This is a genomic window from Nocardioides sp. NPDC057772, from assembly GCF_042798075.1.
Classification (GTDB): domain Bacteria; phylum Actinomycetota; class Actinomycetes; order Propionibacteriales; family Nocardioidaceae; genus Nocardioides.
The window spans coordinates 1-17,243 of record NZ_JBHVKN010000106.1 but is presented as its reverse complement, the minus strand read 5'-3'; the positions used below and the strand labels follow the sequence as shown (position 1 = coordinate 17,243).

General features: G+C 69.8%; 15 protein-coding genes and 1 pseudogene. 7 read left to right on the top strand and 9 right to left on the bottom strand.

Annotation, left to right across the window (positions count from 1 at the left end; all coding sequences use genetic code 11):
• Positions 1 to 68 precede the first annotated feature (68 nt).
• A pseudogene (locus ACFVJS_RS17270) lies at positions 69 to 488 on the bottom strand (OsmC family protein); the annotation flags it as partial.
• Between the two features lie 76 nt (positions 489 to 564).
• Here ACFVJS_RS17270 and ACFVJS_RS17265 point away from each other — a divergent pair.
• From ACFVJS_RS17265 to ACFVJS_RS17255, 3 genes are read left to right on the top strand one after another with little or no spacing between them, the layout of a single operon-like run.
• Positions 565 to 945 (top strand): globin, encoded by a 381-nt coding sequence (locus ACFVJS_RS17265; RefSeq protein ID WP_378882575.1) that lies wholly within the window; start codon positions 565 to 567, stop codon positions 943 to 945.
• A gap of 57 nt (positions 946 to 1,002) precedes the next feature.
• Positions 1,003 to 2,370, top strand: coding sequence for a TrkH family potassium uptake protein (locus ACFVJS_RS17260; RefSeq protein ID WP_378882572.1), 1,368 nt, complete (start codon positions 1,003 to 1,005; stop codon positions 2,368 to 2,370).
• On the top strand, positions 2,363 to 3,028 hold the full coding sequence (locus ACFVJS_RS17255) for a potassium channel family protein (protein ID WP_378882569.1): 666 nt from the start codon (positions 2,363 to 2,365) through the stop codon (positions 3,026 to 3,028). The genes ACFVJS_RS17260 and ACFVJS_RS17255 overlap by 8 nt, the downstream gene beginning before the upstream one ends.
• On the opposite strand, the gene ACFVJS_RS17250 is transcribed toward ACFVJS_RS17255, so the two are convergent.
• The 6 genes from ACFVJS_RS17250 to ACFVJS_RS17225 are packed head-to-tail and all read right to left on the bottom strand — an operon-like array spanning position 3,025 to position 10,763.
• Complete coding sequence (locus ACFVJS_RS17250; protein WP_378882566.1) at positions 3,025 to 3,717, bottom strand: response regulator transcription factor; 693 nt, start codon at positions 3,715 to 3,717, stop codon at positions 3,025 to 3,027. The genes ACFVJS_RS17255 and ACFVJS_RS17250 overlap by 4 nt on opposite strands.
• A complete protein-coding gene (locus tag ACFVJS_RS17245) occupies positions 3,714 to 6,251 on the bottom strand; it encodes a DUF4118 domain-containing protein (RefSeq protein ID WP_378882563.1) in 2,538 nt (845 codons plus the stop codon). The genes ACFVJS_RS17250 and ACFVJS_RS17245 overlap by 4 nt, the downstream gene beginning before the upstream one ends.
• Before the next feature lie 4 nt (positions 6,252 to 6,255).
• Positions 6,256 to 6,870 carry a potassium-transporting ATPase subunit KdpC gene (kdpC, locus tag ACFVJS_RS17240; protein WP_378882561.1) on the bottom strand — a complete coding sequence of 205 codons (615 nt, stop codon included), beginning with the start codon at positions 6,868 to 6,870 and terminating at the stop codon, positions 6,256 to 6,258.
• Between the two features lie 10 nt (positions 6,871 to 6,880).
• Positions 6,881 to 8,953 (bottom strand): potassium-transporting ATPase subunit KdpB, encoded by a 2,073-nt coding sequence (gene kdpB, locus ACFVJS_RS17235; protein WP_378882559.1) that lies wholly within the window; start codon positions 8,951 to 8,953, stop codon positions 6,881 to 6,883.
• On the bottom strand, positions 8,950 to 10,614 hold the full coding sequence (gene kdpA, locus ACFVJS_RS17230; RefSeq protein ID WP_378882555.1) for a potassium-transporting ATPase subunit KdpA: 1,665 nt from the start codon (positions 10,612 to 10,614) through the stop codon (positions 8,950 to 8,952). Before kdpA ends, kdpB begins: the two co-directional genes overlap by 4 nt.
• Positions 10,611 to 10,763: a hypothetical protein gene (locus ACFVJS_RS17225; protein WP_378882552.1), complete on the bottom strand. Its 153-nt coding sequence runs from the start codon at positions 10,761 to 10,763 to the stop codon at positions 10,611 to 10,613. The genes kdpA and ACFVJS_RS17225 overlap by 4 nt, the downstream gene beginning before the upstream one ends.
• A 351-nt stretch (positions 10,764 to 11,114) precedes the next feature.
• Here ACFVJS_RS17225 and corA point away from each other — a divergent pair, with 351 nt between their 5' ends.
• Positions 11,115 to 12,266: a magnesium/cobalt transporter CorA gene (gene corA, locus ACFVJS_RS17220; RefSeq protein WP_378882549.1), complete on the top strand. Its 1,152-nt coding sequence runs from the start codon at positions 11,115 to 11,117 to the stop codon at positions 12,264 to 12,266.
• A 136-nt stretch (positions 12,267 to 12,402) separates the two neighbouring features.
• Positions 12,403 to 12,972 carry a hypothetical protein gene (locus ACFVJS_RS17215; RefSeq protein WP_378882548.1) on the top strand — a complete coding sequence of 190 codons (570 nt, stop codon included), beginning with the start codon at positions 12,403 to 12,405 and terminating at the stop codon, positions 12,970 to 12,972.
• A gap of 6 nt (positions 12,973 to 12,978) precedes the next feature.
• On the opposite strand, the gene ACFVJS_RS17210 is transcribed toward ACFVJS_RS17215, so the two are convergent.
• Positions 12,979 to 13,809, bottom strand: coding sequence for an acyl-CoA thioesterase (locus ACFVJS_RS17210; RefSeq protein WP_378882545.1), 831 nt, complete (start codon positions 13,807 to 13,809; stop codon positions 12,979 to 12,981).
• A gap of 136 nt (positions 13,810 to 13,945) precedes the next feature.
• Here ACFVJS_RS17210 and ACFVJS_RS17205 point away from each other — a divergent pair, with 136 nt between their 5' ends.
• Complete coding sequence (locus tag ACFVJS_RS17205; protein WP_378882542.1) at positions 13,946 to 15,160, top strand: acetyl-CoA C-acetyltransferase; 1,215 nt, start codon at positions 13,946 to 13,948, stop codon at positions 15,158 to 15,160.
• 84 nt (positions 15,161 to 15,244) lie between these two features.
• On the opposite strand, the gene ACFVJS_RS17200 is transcribed toward ACFVJS_RS17205, so the two are convergent.
• A complete protein-coding gene (locus ACFVJS_RS17200) occupies positions 15,245 to 15,724 on the bottom strand; it encodes a MarR family winged helix-turn-helix transcriptional regulator (protein WP_378882539.1) in 480 nt (159 codons plus the stop codon).
• A gap of 172 nt (positions 15,725 to 15,896) precedes the next feature.
• On the opposite strand from ACFVJS_RS17200, the gene ACFVJS_RS17195 reads away from it, so the two are divergent.
• Complete coding sequence (locus tag ACFVJS_RS17195) at positions 15,897 to 17,222, top strand: MFS transporter (RefSeq protein WP_378882536.1); 1,326 nt, start codon at positions 15,897 to 15,899, stop codon at positions 17,220 to 17,222.
• Positions 17,223 to 17,243 lie beyond the last annotated feature (21 nt).

Below are 17,243 nucleotides of genomic sequence, written 5' to 3'. Positions count from 1 at the left end.
CCACCAACACCTCCAACCCGTCGGTCATGCTCGGCGCGGCGCTGCTCGCCAGGAACGCGGTCGACAAGGAGCGCGGCGTCGAGGGTGATCGTGGTGCCGGCGAGCGCCTGGCTGACCGGGCAGCCGGCCTTGGCGGCCTCGGCGAGGCTGACGAAGGTCTCGTTGTCGAGGCCCTCGACCACACCGCGGGTGGTGAGCTTGATGCCGGTGATGCCCTTGCCGGGGGTGAACTCGACCTCAGCGCTGGTCTGCAGGCTGGTCGGCGGCGTGCCGTTCTCGGCGAGACCGTTGGAGAAGGCCATCGAGAAGCAGGACGAGTGGGCGGCGGCGATGAGCTCCTCGGGGCTGGTCTTGCCGCCGGGCTCCTCCGAGCGGGCCGGCCAGGACACGTCGTAGGTGCCCAGGCCCGAGGACTCCAGCGTCACCTTGCCGGCGCCCTCGAAGAGGGTGCCCTCCCAGACGGTCGTGGCAGTGCGGGTGGTGGCCATCGTTAACTCCCAAAGATCGTGTGTGTGCGTACGTCCCCGATCCTGCCACGTGGTTCGTCGATGACCGCGTGGAACAATGGCTCAAGTGACGTTCTATGAGGAGATCGGCGGCATGGACACCATCCGCACGATCGTGGCCAAGTTCTACGAGGGCGTGGCGACCGACGAGCTGATGCGGCCGATGTATCCCGAGGAGGATCTCGGCCCGGCGCAGGAGCGACTGACCCTGTTCCTGGCGCAGTACTGGGGCGGCCCGACGACCTACTCCGAGCAGCGCGGCCACCCACGGCTGCGGATGCGCCACGCCCCGTTCGAGGTCACCTCGGAGGCGCGTGACCGCTGGCTCAAGCACTTCCGCGAGGGCCTCGACGCCGCCGGGCTCACCCCCGAGCAGGACGCGCAGTTCTGGGCGTACGCCGAGCACGCCGCCAACTTCATGATCAACACCCCGGGCTGACCCTCCGGCGGGCCCGCTCGCCGCGACCGCTGGGCCGATGCCTTTAGAGTGACGCCCGTGTCGACGACCTCCTCCCCTATGCGCCGGGCGCGCCGCGGAAGGGGACTGCTGCGCCACCCGAGCCAGATCGTGGCGGTCGGGTTCGCGGCGACGATCCTGCTCGGCACGCTGCTCCTGATGCTTCCGGTGGCTCGCGCCGAGCCGGGCCACGCACCGTTCCTCACCGCCCTGTTCACCGCGACCAGCGCCGTCTGCGTCACCGGCCTGGTCGTGGTCGACACCCCGACCTACTGGTCGACGTTCGGAGAGATCACGATCCTCGGCCTGATCCAGGTGGGCGGGATCGGGATCATGACCCTCGCCTCGATGCTCGCGCTGGTCGTCTTCCGCCGGCTCGGGCTGCGCTTCCGGCTCACCGCCGCGGTCGAGCACGCCAGCTCCGGTCTCGGTGACGTACGCAGCGTCATCATGGGCGTGGTCGGCATCAGCCTGGCCATCGAGCTGATCACCGCGATCCCGCTGACGCTGCGGTTCTGGCTGGGCTACGACTCCACGCTCCAGCGGGCTGCCTACGACGGCATCTTCCACTCGATCTCCGCCTTCAACAACGCCGGGTTCGCACTGCGGTCGGACAACCTGATGGGTTTCGTCGACGACCCCTGGATCTGCCTTCCCATCGCCGTGGCCGTGATCGCCGGCGGCCTCGGCTTCCCGGTGTGGCTGGAGCTCCTGCAGCGTACGAAGATGCGGATGTGGAGCCTCCACACGAAGATGACCGTCTCCGGCACCGTCGGGCTGCTGATCATCGGCTCGCTGTTCTTCACCGCGGTCGAATGGAACAACCCCGACACCCTGGGAGCCCTGAGCACACCGGGGAAGCTGCTGGCCGGCTTCTTCCAGAGCACCATGACGCGCACGGCAGGGTTCAACAGCCTCGACTACGAGCAGATGCACGAGGGCACGCTGCTCGGCGCGGACGTGCTGATGCTCATCGGCGGAGGGTCGGCGGGCACGGCCGGCGGTCTCAAGATCACCACGTTCATGCTGCTCTTCTTCGTCATCGTCGCCGAAGTGCGCGGCCAGCGTGAGGTCGAGGCATTCGACCGGCGCATCGACCCGCGGGCCATCCGCCAGGCACTCACGGTCGCGCTGCTCTCGGTCGGTTTCGTCGTCTCCGGCACCATCGCCCTGCTGCATCTCGTCGACGCGCCGACCCACCGGGTGCTCTTCGAGGCGGTCTCGGCCTTCGCCACGGTCGGCCTGTCGGCCAACCTCACCTACGACGTGCCCGCAGGCGGCCAGATCGTCCTCATCGCGATGATGTTCGTCGGCAGGATCGGCCCGATCACCCTCGTCTCCGCCCTGGCGCTGCGCGACCGCGAGCGCCTGCACCGCTTCCCGGAAGGACGGCCCCTCATTGGCTAGAAAAGACACCACCCACGGCGGAGTCGCCGTGCTCGGGCTCGGCCGGTTCGGCAGCGCGCTCGCCCTCGAGCTGGTCGAGGAGGGCGAGGAGGTGCTGGCCGCCGACATGAACCCGCGGACGGTGCAGGAGCACGCCGGACTGCTCACCCACGTGGTCGAGGCCGACACCACCAGCGAGGACGCGATGCGCGGGCTCGGCCTGAGCGAGTTCGGCACCGTGGTCGTGGCCATCGGCACCGACATCGAGGCCAGCATCCTCACCGCGTCGGTCGCGGTCCATCTCGGCGTACGCAACGTCTGGGCCAAGGCGATCAGCGAGCCGCACGCCCGGATCCTCACCCAGATCGGGGTGGACAACGTCGTCCGCCCGGAGCACGACATGGGGCAGCGCGTCGCCCACCTCGTGCGCGGACGGATGCTCGACTACATCGAGTTCGACGACGGCTACGTCTTCGTCAAGACCAGGCCGCCGGCCATGCTGCACAACCGCAGCCTCGCCGGCGTCGGCGTCCGCCAGAACTACGGGGTGACCGTCGTCGGGGTGAAACCCGCCGGCGGAAAGTTCACCTACACCACGCCCGACACCGTCATCCGTCCCGACGACCACATCGTCGTGTCCGGTCCGCAGCTCAAGGTCGAGGCCTTCGCGAGGCTCTAGCCGGGCGGCCCCGCCTCGAGGGTGTAGCCGACACCGGCGGTGGTGACCAGGAAGCGCGGGTGAGCGGGGTCGTCCTCGAGCTTGCGGCGCAGCTGGGCGGCGTAGACGCGCAGGTAGTGGGTCTCCTTCGCGTAGGCGGGACCCCATACCTCCTTGAGGATCTGCTCACGTGGGACCAGTCGGCCGACGTTGCGGGCGAGCAGCTCCAGGAAGGACCACTCGGTCGGGGTCAACCGCACGTCCGAGCCCGCCTTGTGCACCCGCTTGCGGGCGAAGTCGATCTCCAGGTCGCCGACGTTCAGTGTCGTCGCGGTCGGAGGCGCGGACTCCTGGGAACGTCGGACCGCCGCCCGGAGCCGGGCCATCAGCTCGTTCATCGCGAACGGCTTGGTGACGTAGTCGTCGGCACCCAGGTCGAGGGCCTCGACCTTGTCGTCGCCGTGCTGCCGGGCGGAGAGCACGACCACCGGCACCTGGGTCCAGCCCCGCAGCCCCTCGATCACCTCGGTGCCGTCCAGGTCCGGGAGCCCGAGGTCGAGAAGGACGACGTCGGGGTTCGTCTCGGCCGCCGCGGCGAGCGCCGAGCGTCCGTCGGTCGCCGTCTCCACCTCCCAGCCGGCCGCGCGCAGGTTGATGGCGAGCGCACGCAGCAGCGCCGGCTCGTCGTCGACCACCAGTACGCGACTCACTCCCCACCCCTTGCGCGCGGCACCGCGACGACCATGGTCAGGCCGCCGCCGGGGGTGTCCTCTGCGGACAGCCTGATCCCGAGTGTCTCGCTCAGCCCTCTGGCCACGGCCAGGCCGAGCCCCAGGCCGTCCGGCGAGGTGTCATCGAGGCGCTGGAAAGGCTCGAACATCCGCTCGCGCTGCTCCTCCGGCACCCCTGGTCCGCGATCGACGATCATCACCTCCACAGTCTCCGGCGTCTCGTGGGCGAGGACGCGTACCGGCTCGCCGGGGCGAGGCCCCTGGCTGCCGGCCCGGACGGCGTTGCTCACCAGGTTGGCGACGATGCGTTCCAACAACCCCGAGTCGGTGCGTACGAGCGGGGTGTCCTCGTCCACGTCGAACGCGATCGATCCGGGCGGCAGACCGGCGACCGCCAGCGGCAGCGACTCCTCCAGGCTGACGTCCCGCATCGCCGGGTGGACCAGTCCGGCCTCGACCCGGGAGAGGTCGAGGAGGTTGTCGATGAGCGCCTCGAGCTGGTCGGCGGAGGTCGCCGCCGACTCCACGAGCTCCTTGCGGTCCTCCTCCGGCACCCGGCCCACGAGCAGACCGTCGAGGGCGGCGCGCATCGTGGCCAGCGGCGTACGCAGGTCGTGGGAGACCGCGCGGAGCAGCGAGGTCGAGGTCTTCTCGGCCCGCTCCAGCGCGAGCGCACGGTCTGCCTGATCGCGCAACCGGCGGTACTCCAGCACCAGCGAGGTCTGGACGGCGAACGCGTCGAGCACCCGCTGGTCCGCCGCCCGGAGCGGGTCGCCGCGCAGCACGATCACGTGGTCGTCATCCACCCGGACCTCGGTGTCGCCGGTCCCGGGCTCTGTCGCCGGGTCCTGGCCGACCCCCGCCAGCCGGTGCCAGCCCGAGGCACTTGCCTGCAGCAGCGCCACCGACCGCTGCCCGAAGCTCTCGCGTACGCGGTCGACGATCGCCTCCGCGGTGTCCTGCCCGGTGAGCACCGACCTCGACAAGGCACCGATCGTCGAGGCCTCCGCACGCGCCCGCGCGGCCTCCTCCGACCGTCGTGCCGCCTGGTCGACGACCCCGGCGACGGACAGCGCCATCATCAGGAAGACCGCCAGCGCGAGGAGGTTGTGGTGGCTCTGCACGGTGAGCTCGAAGTAGGGCCGGGTGAAGAAGAAGTTCAACAGCCCGGCGCCGATGAGGGCGGCGACCGCCGATGCCCACCGACCGCCGATGAGCGCCACCGCCACGATCGCCCCGGTCATCAGCAGGCTGGCCACCGGGAGCTGGGCGTTGCGGTCGTCGGCGGGCACCAGGTAGAGGCCACCGAGGACGACGAGCGGCAGCAGGGCCGCGGCGGCCCATCCCACCAGCCGGCGTGAACGGCCCAGTGCCGATCGGGGCCGCCGCAGGCGTACGCCGGCCCCGGCGTGCTCGTGGGTCACCAGGTGGACGTCGATGCTGCCCGCCGCGGTGGCGATCCGGTCGCCGGTGCTGCCGGTGAACAGGCGGCGCACCCTGCCGTGCCGGGAGACGCCGACGATGATCATCGTGGCGTTGGCACCGACGGCGAAGTCGACGATCGCGGTGGCCGGGTCGTCGCCGATGACGGTGTGGAAGGTGCCGCCCAGCGACCGGGTGAGCGCCTGGATCTGCGGGAGGTCGTTGGTCGCCCGAGCCAGCCCGTCGGCTGAGACGACGTGCACCGCGACCAGCTCGGAGCCCTTGGCTCGTTGGCAGAGCCGAGCGCCGCGCCGCAGCAGCGTCTCCGACTCCGGGCCGCCGGTGACAGCGACCACGATGCGCTCCTTGGTGGGCCATGGATGCGAGATCTGGTGCTCGCGCCGGTAGTCGCCCAGGGCCTCGTCGACGCGGTCGGCCAACCACAGCAGCGCCAGCTCGCGCAGCGCGGTGAGGTTGCCGACCCGGAAGTAGGAGGTCAGCGAGGCGTCGATGTTCTCCGGCTTGTAGACGTTGCCGTGGGCCATCCTGCGTCGCAGCGCCTGCGGCGCCATGTCGACCAGGTGGATCATGTCGGCGGTACGGACCAGGTCGTCGGGCACGGTCTCGCGCTGGCGTACGCCGGTGATCCGCTCGACCTCGTCGTTGAGCGACTCCAGGTGCTGGATGTTGACGGTGGTGATCACGTCGATCCCGGCCGCCCGGATCTGCTCGACGTCCTGGGCGCGCTTGGTGTGGCTGCTGCCGGGCACGTTGGTGTGCGCGAGCTCGTCGATGCAGACGACCTTGGGATCGCGGGCGATCACCGCGTCGACGTCGAGCTCGGTGAACGTCGTTCCGCGGTAGTCGATCTCCCGGCGCGGAATCACCTCGAGCCCCTCGATCTGGCGCGCGGTGTTGCTGCGGTCGTGGGTCTCGACGAACCCGACGACCACGTCGGTGCCGCGCGCCTGGCGCCGCTGCGCCTCGCCGAGCATGGCGTACGTCTTGCCGACCCCGGGCGCGGCTCCGAGATAGACGGTCAGACGGCCCCGCTTGCGCGGGGACCGTCCCTCCGTTGACGTGGTCTGCACGTCCCTATTCAACCCTCTGTGCGCGCACGGCGATGTTGAGCTCGAGCACGTTGACCCGCGGCTCACCGAGGAAGCCGAACGTACGGCCGTCGGTGTGCTCGGCCACCAGCGCCGTCACCTCCCCCTCCGAGAGCCCGTTGGCTCGGGCCACCCGGGACACCTGGATGGCTGCGTAAGCCGGCGAGATGTCCGGGTCGATGCCGGATGCGGAGGTGGTGACGGCGTCGGCGGGAACCTGGTCGACCGAGACGCCTTCGCGCGTGGCGATCTCGCGCTGGCGCTCCCGGATCGCCTTGACCAGGTCCGGGTCCTCCGGGCCGAGGTTGGAGCCGTAGGTGGACAGCGTGTCCCAGCCGTCGCCGGCCGCGCTGGGACGGGGGTAGAAGAGCCCCTCGTCATCGTTGCGCTGCCCGATCAGGGCCGAGCCGACCGCCTCGGCGGGGTCGTTGGTGTGCTCGCCGCTCTCGGTGACCAGGGACCCGTGGGCGCGCCAGCCGAAGGCCGCCTGGGCGACGCCGGTGACCACCAGTGGATAGAGGAGACCGCACAGCAGGGTCGCGGCGACGAGCACGCGGAGCCCGGCGAGCGAGTGGCGTAGCAGTGCGAAGAGATCTGACATGTCCGGTTCCTCACAGTCCTGGGATGAGAGAGATGACGAGGTCGAGCAGCTTGATGCCGACGAACGGCACGATCAGGCCGCCGACCCCGTAGAGCAGCAGGTTGCGGCGCAGCAGCGCGGAGGCCGAGGACGGCCGGTAGCGGACGCCGCGCAGCGCCAGCGGGATCAGCGCGACGATGATCAGCGCGTTGAAGACGACCGCGGAGACGATGGCCGACTCAGGCGAGGACAGCCGCATGATGTTGAGGAAGTCCAGCGCCGGGAAGGCCGTGACGAACATCGCCGGCAGGATCGCGAAGTACTTCGCCACGTCGTTCGCCACCGAGAAGGTGGTCAGCGCGCCTCGGGTGATCAGCAACTGCTTGCCGATCTCGACCACGTCGATGAGCTTGGTCGGGTCGGAGTCGAGGTCGACCATGTTGCCGGCCTCCTTCGCCGCGGTCGTCCCGGTGTTCATGGCGACGCCGACGTCGGCCTGGGCGAGCGCTGGCGCGTCGTTGGTGCCGTCGCCACACATCGCGACCATCCGTCCGCCGAGCTGCTCGCGCCGGATGAGCGCCAGCTTGTCCTCCGGGGTCGCCTCGGCGAGCACGTCGTCGACGCCCGCCTCCTTGGCGATGGCCGCCGCGGTCGCCGCGTTGTCGCCGGTGATCATCACGGTCTTGATGCCCATCGCGCGCAGCTCGTCGAACCGCTCGCGGATGCCGTCCTTGACGACGTCCTTGAGGTGTACGACCCCCAGCACCCGTGCCGGGTCGCCGTGGCGCTTCTCGGCGACCACGAGCGGCGTGCCGCCGCCCGCGGCGATCTCCGAGACGATCTCCGCCGTCTCCGGGGGCACCTGACCACCGTGCTCGCGAACCCAGGCCGCCACCGCGGAGGAGGCGCCCTTGCGTACGCTCAGGCCAGGGCTGTCCAGGCCGGACATCCGCGTCGTGGCCGAGAACTCCACCATCGTGGCCTCCGCCGGTCCGCCCATGGAACGTCCGACGAGCGTGAGGATGCTGCGGCCCTCCGGGGTCTGGTCGGAGAGGCTGGCCAGGACCGCGGCGTTCTCGGCGCCGGTCAGCGTGACCCCGGTGACCGGGATGATCTCGTGCGCCTGCCGGTTGCCGTACGTGATCGTGCCGGTCTTGTCGAGCAGGAGCACGTCCACGTCGCCGGCCGCCTCGACGGCCCGACCCGACATGGCCAGGACGTTGCGGCGTACGAGCCGGTCCATGCCGGCGATGCCGATCGCGCTCAGCAGGGCGCCGATCGTGGTCGGGATCAGGCAGACCAGCAGAGCGGTCAGGACCAGCCAGGACTGGTGGGCGCCGGAGTAGCCGGCGAGGTAGTAGAGGCTCCAGCAGACGACCACGAAGATGACGGTCAGGCTGGTCAGGAGCACGTTGAGAGCGATCTCGTTCGGCGTGCGCTGCCGCTCCGAGCCCTCGACCAGGGCGATCATCCGGTCGACGAAGGAGTGACCCGGGTCGGAGGTGATCCGGACGACGATCCGGTCCGAGAGGACCAGCGTGCCGCCGGTGACCGCCGACCGGTCGCCGCCGGACTCGCGGATCACCGGCGCCGACTCGCCGGTCACGGCCGACTCGTCGACGCTGGCGACACCCTCGATGACGTCGCCGTCACCTGGGATCCGCTCGCCCGCCTCCACCACGACGACGTCGCCGGCGCGCAGGTCGGTGGAGACGACGAGCTCCTCGGTGCCGCCCGTTCCGCCGCGCAGACGCCGGGCGGTGGTCTCGGTCTGGAGCGCGCGGAGCGAGGCGGCCTGCGCCTTGCCGCGGCCCTCGGCGACCGACTCGGCCAAGGCGCCGAAGACGACGGTGAGCCACAGCCACACGGTGACCAGCCAGCCCATCACCGACGGGTCGAGGATGGACATGACGGTCGTGGCGGCCGCACCGATCTCGACCACGAGCATGACCGGGGTCGCCACCAGCCTGCGAGGATCGAGCTTGCGCAGCGCGCCCGGCACTGCCTCGGCGATCTGCCTGGTCGTGAGCACCGACGGCGCGGCCTCGACACGGGTGTGGTGCTGGACGTGTTCTTCAGGGGTACGTACCGGGGTCTGGGTCATGACAGCGACTCCACGATCGGGCCCAGCATCAGCGCCGGGACGAAGGTCAGGCCGACCACGACCAGCGCGACGCCGGTCAGCAGGCCGATGAAGAGCGGACGGTGGGTGGGCAGGGTGCCGGCGTTGTCCGGCAGCCGCCCGGCCGAGGCGAACCGGCCCGCCAGGGCGAGCACGAAGACCATCGGCACGAACCGGCCCAGGAGCATCAGCAACCCGAGCAGCGTGTTCCAGAACGGGGTGCCCGAGGTGATCCCGGCGAAGGCCGAGCCGTTGTTGTTGGACGCGCTGGTGACGGCGTACAGCGCCTCGGAGAGGCCGTGCGGGCCGTCGGTCGAGAGCCCGGCCAGCCCCGCGGGAGCGGTCAGCGCGATCGCCGCGCCGACCAGCACCAGGATCGGCGTGGTCAGGATGTAGACCGCGACCAGCACCATCTCGTCGCGACTGATCTTCTTGCCGAGGTATTCAGGCGTACGTCCCACCATCAGGCCGCACAGGAAGACCGTGACCACGGCGAGCATGAGCATGCCGTAGAGGCCGGAACCGACGCCGCCCGGTGCGATCTCGCCGAGCAACATCCCGAACAACGCGACGCCACCGCCGGGAGCGGTCAGACTCTCGTGCATGCCGTTGACGGCACCGGTCGAGGTGCCCGTGGTGGCCGCGGCGAAGAGCGCGGTGGCGGCCTCGCCGAAGCGGGTCTCCTTGCCCTCCATCGCGGCTCCGGCGAGCTGCGGAGCGGTGCCGGGTCCGGCCATCTCCGCCCAGGTCAGCAGGGTCACGCCGACGGTGAGCAGGACCGCCATCGTCGCCAGGACCGCGCCACCCTGGCGTCGGTCCTTCACGATCAAGCCGAAGGCCCAGGCCATCGAGAACGGCAGCACGAGGATCGCCCAGATCTCGAGCAGATTGGTGAAGGGGTTGGGGTTCTCGAAGGGGTGGGCGGAGTTGACGTTGTAGAACCCGCCGCCGTTGGTTCCCAGCTCCTTGATGGCCTCCTGGCTGGCGACCGGGCCACCGGTCAGGGACTGGCCACCACCGGTCAGCGTGGTCATCTCGTGCACGGGGTGCAGGTTCTGCACCGCACCGGCAGCGACCAGCACGATCGCCACGACGAACGCGACCGGAAGGAGCACCCGCAGCGTCGTACGCACCAGGTCGACCCAGAAGTTGCCGATCCGTCCCTGGCGTCGTGTGCGGGCCAGCCCGCGCGCGAAGGCCGCGGCGACGGAGAGCCCGACGGCGGCCGAGACGAAGTTCTGCACCGCCAGCCCGGCCATCTGGAGGAGGTGGCCGGCGGCCGCCTCGCCGGAGTACCACTGCCAGTTCGTGTTGGTCACGAACGAGACGGCGGTGTTCCAGGCTCCGTCGCTGGGCAGAGGGTCGAAGCCGCCGTCGAGCGGCAGCAGGCTCTGTAGGCGCCCGAAGGCGAAGAGGAGCAGGATTCCGGCCAGGGAGAAGCCGAGAACCGACATCGCGTAGGCACGCCAGTGCTGGTCTGCCTCGGGGTCGACCTTGAGGACCCGGTAGGCCACCGATTCGGCACCTAGGTGGCGGCGACTGGTGTAGACGTGAGCGAGGTAGCGGCCCAGGAGCGGCACGCTGAGCGCCAGCGCCGCGACCAGGGTCAGGATCTGCAGCACGGCTGCGAGCGTGGCGCTCATCGCGCGGCTCCGGAGACCCTGTCGTCGTGGGGGACATTCACGTCCGCGGCCGTCTCGGCCGCGCCCAGCCGACGGTCGATCAGACCGACCAGCAGGGCGAGCCCGGCGAAGCACACGAGCGTGAGGAGGATGTAGATGAGGTCTGACACGCCTCCATTCCAGACCCGCGATCGGCCGGTTTCGCGGGCCTTGACGGTTTCCTGACGGCGACGCGTACGACGCCGGGCGACCTTGACGCTTTCCTGATGTCTCGGAAACTTCTCGCGTCGCGCCCGCACCACATAACCTGTCCTGGTGCGGAAGTGGCTCCGCACGAACGAGGCATCCGGGCTGCAGCCCCGCGAGCGAGGACGAGAGGAGGTGGCCGGCATGGACGGTCAACCTCCGAGTACCACCTCGCCCTGACCGGTCCGGCCACCTGGAATGCGTGCCCGGGCCGGCGCGACGCGTCTGCGCGTCGCCGTCCCGCCCGCTCGCTCGCAGCATCCAGGAGGCCACCCATGTCCGAGCGCCCGTTCAAGTCCCTGCGCGCACTCACCAGGCAGCGCCGTTCCGACCCTCCGAAGGTTCCGCCGACGACCTCATCGCACGGCGGAGGCGGTCGGTCCTCGATGCCGACGCCGGTGACTCGCGGCAGCATGATCGACAGCGCCGTCTACGTCGGCGGCGACCGGGTCGACTCGCCCTCGACGCTGGCCGACACGTACCGCTCTCTCCACGAGCACGACGACGCGATGGCCTGGATCGGCCTCTACCAGCCCAACCAGCACGAGCTGGCCTCGCTGGCCGAGGAGTTCGGCCTGCACGAGCTCGCCGTCGAGGACGCCATCCTGGCTCACCAGCGGCCGAAGATCGAGCGCTACGACGACACGCTGTTCGTGGTGCTGCGGGCGGCCTGGTACGTCGACGAGACCGAGAACATCGACTTCGGCGAGCTGCACCTCTTCATCGGCCCCGACTTCGTGCTCACCGTGCGTCACGGCGCCCAGCCCGACCTCTCCCCCGTCCGCCGCCGGATGGAGAGCAACCCCGACCTGCTCCGCCTCGGCCCGGAGGCGGTGCTGTACGCCATCCTCGACCGTGTCGTCGACGGCTACGCCCCGGTCGTGGCCGGTCTCGCCAACGACATCGACGAGATCGAGACCGAGATGTTCCGCGGCGACACCCAGGTGTCCCGCCGCATCTACGAGCTCTCCCGCGAAGTGGTCGAGTTCCAGCGGGCGACCCGTCCCCTGCTGGGCGTCGTACGCTCCCTGGCCGCCGGCTTCTCCAAGTACCGCACCGACGAGGAGCTCCAGCGCTACCTGCGCGACGTCGAGGACCACGTGATCGGCACCGTCGAGCAGATCGACGAGTTCCGCAACCTGCTGCGCGACATCCTCACCGTCAACGCCACCCTCGTCGCCCAGCAGCAGAACGAGGAGATGAAGGCGCTCAGCGAGCTCAGCGTGCAGCAGAACGACGAGGTCAAGAAGATCTCCGGCTGGGCGGCGATCCTGTTCGCCCCGACCCTGGTCGGCACGGTCTACGGGATGAACTTCGACTTCATGCCCGAGCTGCAGTGGCGCTACGGCTACTTCATGGCCCTCGGCCTGATGCTGACCGTCAACGTCGTCCTCTATATCCTCTTCCGCCGCCGCAACTGGATCTGACGCGAGCGCAGGCTGCTGGCGGCGCGGTTCAGGAAACGCTGACAAAGGTCCCGTTCCTCGACAACGGACGCAAGCACTGGGAGGCTACTGGCCTCAAGCACAGCATTCTGCGGACCAGAGCCATCTCGGAGGGCGCATGCAGGCAATTCAGCGGGCTATCGTCGGAGTCGCACTGGCGCTCGTCGCAGTCGTCGCGATGGCGCTGCTCATCGGGGACCGTTGGTCGACAGGACCGGACCCGTCGAGCCAGGCCTCGACGCAGGCGACCGGCCCGAAGAGTCCGCTGGTCGACGCTCCGGACGGTCCGCCGGAGCCGATCGCCGCCGCCGAGGACACCTCGGTCGGCACGCTCCCGCCACCCGCAGACGCCTCACGGCCCACCCAGCAGATCTCGCGCGACCTGCTCGCACCCTCCACCTCCGGACAGAGCGGCCCGGACACCCGGGCTCCGAGCGACGGCAAGACGCTGAACGCACGGAAGTCACCTGCCGAGAAGCCCGCCGGGCCCTCCGACCCGACCCTCCCCGACGATGGCTTCACGGCGAGCCAGGACGGCTGGGAGTGGGACGGTTGGCTCGACTGGGGCGACACCGACGAGCGGGGCGACGACGACTGCCGGCGCGACGGGGACGGCGACGGCAACGGCGACGACCGCGATCGTTACGACCGCCGTCAGGACTGCGCCGACCGCGACCGGCGGGACTGACCTCTTCTAGAGCACGCTCTCGATCGCCGCACGCACCTCCGGGGTCGGCTCGACGGCCTTCCCGGACTCCAGGTCGTAGAAGACCAGCGTGACCTGCCCGCGGGCGAGCCTCAGGTCGCCGTCGGCGATCTCGGACTCGATCGTCATCGACTTGGTGCCCAGCCGGGAGACGTGGCTCCACACGTCGTAGGGCTCCGAGCGCGCGAGGATCGGCGCGTGGTAGGAGACGTCGGTCTGGGCGACGACGACGGCCGGCCAGGTGTCGAGGCCGCGGTGCGACCTGAGCCGCTGCATCAGCGCCACCCGGGACTCCTGGAAGTACTCGAAGTACTTCACGTTGTTGACATGCCCGTAGGCGTCGACGTCGGAGAAGCGGACGTAGAGCGGGAAGCGCCCGTTCTCGAGCCTCTTCGGCTCCCCCAGGGCGAGCGGCTTCGACGGTGTCTTCTCCAGGTAGGGCTCGAGGTTGGCCTTCTCCTCCGGCTTGAGCCGGCGGGGGGACTCGGTGGCGAAGACGTACGGCGCCAGGACCGTGCTGGCCCGCAGGTAGACCGTGCGGGTGCCGTCGGGGTCGGTGCGGAAGATCTCGTAGGCCATCGTGAAGCTCGCCGCCCGGATGTCGGTCACCCACGACTCGACGTAGACCGGTGTGAAGTCGAACAGCAGGGGCGCGACGTACGTGACCTGGTGGCTGGCCACGACGACACCCTCCGCCAGACCCTGGGTCTGCGGGCTCCGCGCGTGCGTGCGCAGCATGTCCACGCGCGCCTCTTGGAGGTAGTCGACGTAGACGACGTTGTTGACGTGGCCGAGCATGTCGAGGTCGGCCCATCGCATGGGACATTCGTAGAGGTGGCGCACGCGGCCGATCCTTCCAGACGATCTTGGGCACTGGGCCTGGTCACCACGGAGCGGTCAGGCGAGTATGGTGTCGACCACAGTCCTTACTACTCATCAGTAACCGGGAGTCTTCATGCCTGAGGCAGTCATCGTCGCCGCCGCCCGCACTCCGATCGGGCGAGCCAACAAGGGATCTCTGAAGGACTTCCGTCCCGACGACCTCGCGGCGCTCATCACCAAGGAAGCCGTCGGGAAGGTCGAGGGCCTCGACCCCAACGACATCGACGACCTGCTGCTGGGCTGTGGTCTGCCGGGCGGCGAGTCCGGCAACAACATGGGCCGCGTCGTCTCCGTGCTCAACGGCTGGGACAAGGTGCCCGGCGCGACCATCACCCGCTACTGCTCGTCCTCGGTGCAGACCTCGCGGATGGCGCTGCACGCGATCAAGGCCGGCGAGGCCGACATCATCGTCTCGGCGGGTGTCGAGACCGTGTCCCGCTTCGTCAAGGGCACCTCCGACCACCTGCCCGACACCGTCAACCACCTCTTCGACGACGCTCAGTCGCGGACCGCCGCGACCGCTGCCTCCAACGAGAAGTGGCACGACCCGCGCGAGGACGGCCTGCTGCCCGACGTCTACATCGCGATGGGTCAGACCGCGGAGAACCTCGCCACCTCGCGCGGCATCTCCCGCCAAGAGATGGACGAGTTCGGCGTACGCTCGCAGAACCTCGCCGAGAAGGCCATCGCCGACGGCTTCTGGGCCCGCGAGATCACCCCGGTCACCACCCCCGACGGCACCGTCGTCTCGGCCGACGACGGCCCCCGTGCGGGCGTGACCCTGGAGTCGATCTCCGGCCTCAAGCCGGTCTTCCGCGAGGACGGCACCGTCACCGCCGGCAACTGCTGCGCCCTCAACGACGGCGCCGCCGCGGTCGTGGTCATGTCCGACACCAAGGCCGCCGAGCTCGGTGTCACCCCGCTCGCGCGGATCGTGTCCACCGGCGTCTCCGGCCTCTCCCCCGAGATCATGGGCCTCGGCCCGGTCGAGGCGACCCGCAACGCGCTGAAGTACGCCGGCATGTCGATCGGCGACATCGACCTGGTCGAGATCAACGAGGCCTTCGCGGCCCAGGTGATCCCGTCCTACCAGGACCTCGGCATCGACATCGACCGCCTCAACATCAACGGTGGCGCCATCGCCGTCGGTCACCCCTTCGGCATGACCGGCGCGCGCCTGCAGAACACCATGCTCAACAGCCTCGACTGGCACGACAAGACCACCGGTCTCATCACCATGTGCGTCGGCGGCGGCCAGGGCATGGCGATGATCCTCGAGCGCATCTGACACCCCGCCGACTCGGCGCGTCTGCCCCAGGCAGGCGCGCCAAGTCGGCGCGTCTGTCCCACTTGCGCGCGCCGAACCGGCGCGTCAGCGCATCTCGATGCCGGGGCGGTCGCTGATCAGGTTGTCCGAGACCGCATTCATCACGCGCCCCAGAGCGGCGAAGTCCTCCGGGCTGACCAGATCGACGAGGTAGTCGCGTACGCCGGCGACGTGGACGGGGGCGGCTTCCCGCAGCAGCGCGAAGCCACGATCGCTCAGTGTGGCGACGACGCCGCGACCGTCCTCGGCCGAGTTGCGGCGCTCGACGAGCCCGGAGCGCTCCATCCGGGTGATCGTGTGGGTGACGCGCGAGCGGGAGTGAGCCAGGGAGTCGGCGAGCTGGGCCATCCGCATGGCACCGTCGTTCTCCGAGAGGCGTACGAGGATCTCGTACTCCGGCAGCGAGATGTCGAACTGGGCGCGTAGATCGGCGTCGAGGCGGTCATCGAGCAGGGTCATCCCCATCATCAGCGCACGCCACGAGCGCTGCTGCTCTTCGTCCAGCCACCGAGTCTCATCACCCACGGGGCATTACGTTAGACCTGTCTCCGGGCTGTTCCGTGCACTGGCACGCATTTAGCGGCCACCAAGTCGGGACCAACGGCAGAAATATCACGGGACCTTAGCCCGGGATCGCCCGCCTCAGGAGCGCAAGAAACAATTCGCCACCGCTTCAGGTAAAGGCGAAGATTGTGCGGTGTCGACTCCCCCAGCCCTCGGACTCCGTGACTTCCTAGCCGCCCTTCCAGGCGAAGGCCGCTGGCTCCTGGCGACGGTCGCGATCCAGCTCCTCGGTCGCGGCATGACACTGCCGTTCACGATCATCTACCTGCATGAGGTACGCGGCTTCGACCTCGGCCTCGCCGGCACCCTGATGGGTCTGATCGCCATCGTCGGCTTCGTGGTCACCGGTCCGGCCGGCTCGCTGATCGACAGGTACGGAGCCCGTCCGGTGATCCTCGGCGGACTGGTCTGCGCGATCGCCGGCGACGTCATGCTCGCCTTCGCCGACACCCCGGTCCTCGCTGGTGCCGCACTGTGCCTGCTGGGGGTTCAGGCCGGGGTGTCCTGGCCGGCCGCCAACGCGCTGGTCGCCACGGTGGTCGAGGGCGAGCTCCGGCAGCGCTACTACGGCGTGAACTTCGCCCTGATCAACCTCGGCATCGGCGTCGGCGGCGTCATCGGCGGTCTCTTCATCGACGTCACCCAGCCCGAGACGTTCACCTATGCCTTCCTGGGCAACGCCGCCACCTTCACGATCCCGGCGCTCGTCCTCCTCGGCCCGCTGCGTCACCTCCACGGTCGGGCCGCGCGGCCGGCTGCCGACGAGCCCCATGCCACCGCCTCGTACGCCACGATCCTGCGTCGCCCCGAGGTCATCTGGCTCGTGGTGATCGGCGTGCTGCTCTCGACCCTCGGCTACGGCCAGATCGAGAGCGGCTTCCCCGCCTACTCCCGTCAGATCTCCGAGGTCTCGACGCGGGTGGTCGGGTTCGCCTTCGTGGTGAACTGTGCGGTGATCGTGCTCGCTCAGTTCTGGGTGATGAACCGGGTCAGCGGCCGGCGGCGCACCCGGGTCCTCATCGCCACCGCGGTGATCTGGGGCTTCGCCTGGATGGTGTTCGGGGCGACCGGCCTGGTGCCGGGCTCCGTGGCGGCCATCGTCGGCGTGGTCGCCTTCCAGGGGCTGTTCTTCGCGCTCGGCGAGACGCTGATGCAGTCGGCCTTCCCGGCGCTGACCAACGAGATGGCGCCAGACCACCTGCGCGGGCGCTACAACGCGATCAACTCGGCCTCGTTCCAGACCGGGGCGATCGTCGGCCCGATCCTGGCCGGGTTCCTGCTCGAGCACGGCCAGTCGACGATGTTCATCGCGCTGATGGTGGTCGGCTGTGTCGGCATCGTCGCCGGTTCGCTGCGGCTCGAGCGCCGCATCACCCCGGCCGTGAACGGCGTACGTCCCGCGCTGATCGCCGAGTCGGCTCGAATTGACGAGGACGCCGGCCGAGTTGGCTCGTCATGACGAGCCGACTCGGCGCGGGGT

What these genes read in the sequence shown, in the direction of transcription:
- ACFVJS_RS17265 (WP_378882575.1), top strand. Translation starts at nt 565, where the DNA reads ATGGCTCAAGTGACGTTCTATGAGGAGATCGGCGGCATGGACACCATC.
- kdpC (WP_378882561.1), bottom strand. Translation starts at nt 6,870, where the DNA reads ATGTCAGATCTCTTCGCACTGCTACGCCACTCGCTCGCCGGGCTCCGC.
- kdpB (WP_378882559.1), bottom strand. Translation starts at nt 8,953, where the DNA reads ATGACCCAGACCCCGGTACGTACCCCTGAAGAACACGTCCAGCACCAC.
- kdpA (WP_378882555.1), bottom strand. Translation starts at nt 10,614, where the DNA reads ATGAGCGCCACGCTCGCAGCCGTGCTGCAGATCCTGACCCTGGTCGCG.
- corA (WP_378882549.1), top strand. Translation starts at nt 11,115, where the DNA reads ATGTCCGAGCGCCCGTTCAAGTCCCTGCGCGCACTCACCAGGCAGCGC.
- ACFVJS_RS17215 (WP_378882548.1), top strand. Translation starts at nt 12,403, where the DNA reads ATGCAGGCAATTCAGCGGGCTATCGTCGGAGTCGCACTGGCGCTCGTC.
- ACFVJS_RS17210 (WP_378882545.1), bottom strand. Translation starts at nt 13,809, where the DNA reads ATGCGATGGGCCGACCTCGACATGCTCGGCCACGTCAACAACGTCGTC.
- ACFVJS_RS17205 (WP_378882542.1), top strand. Translation starts at nt 13,946, where the DNA reads ATGCCTGAGGCAGTCATCGTCGCCGCCGCCCGCACTCCGATCGGGCGA.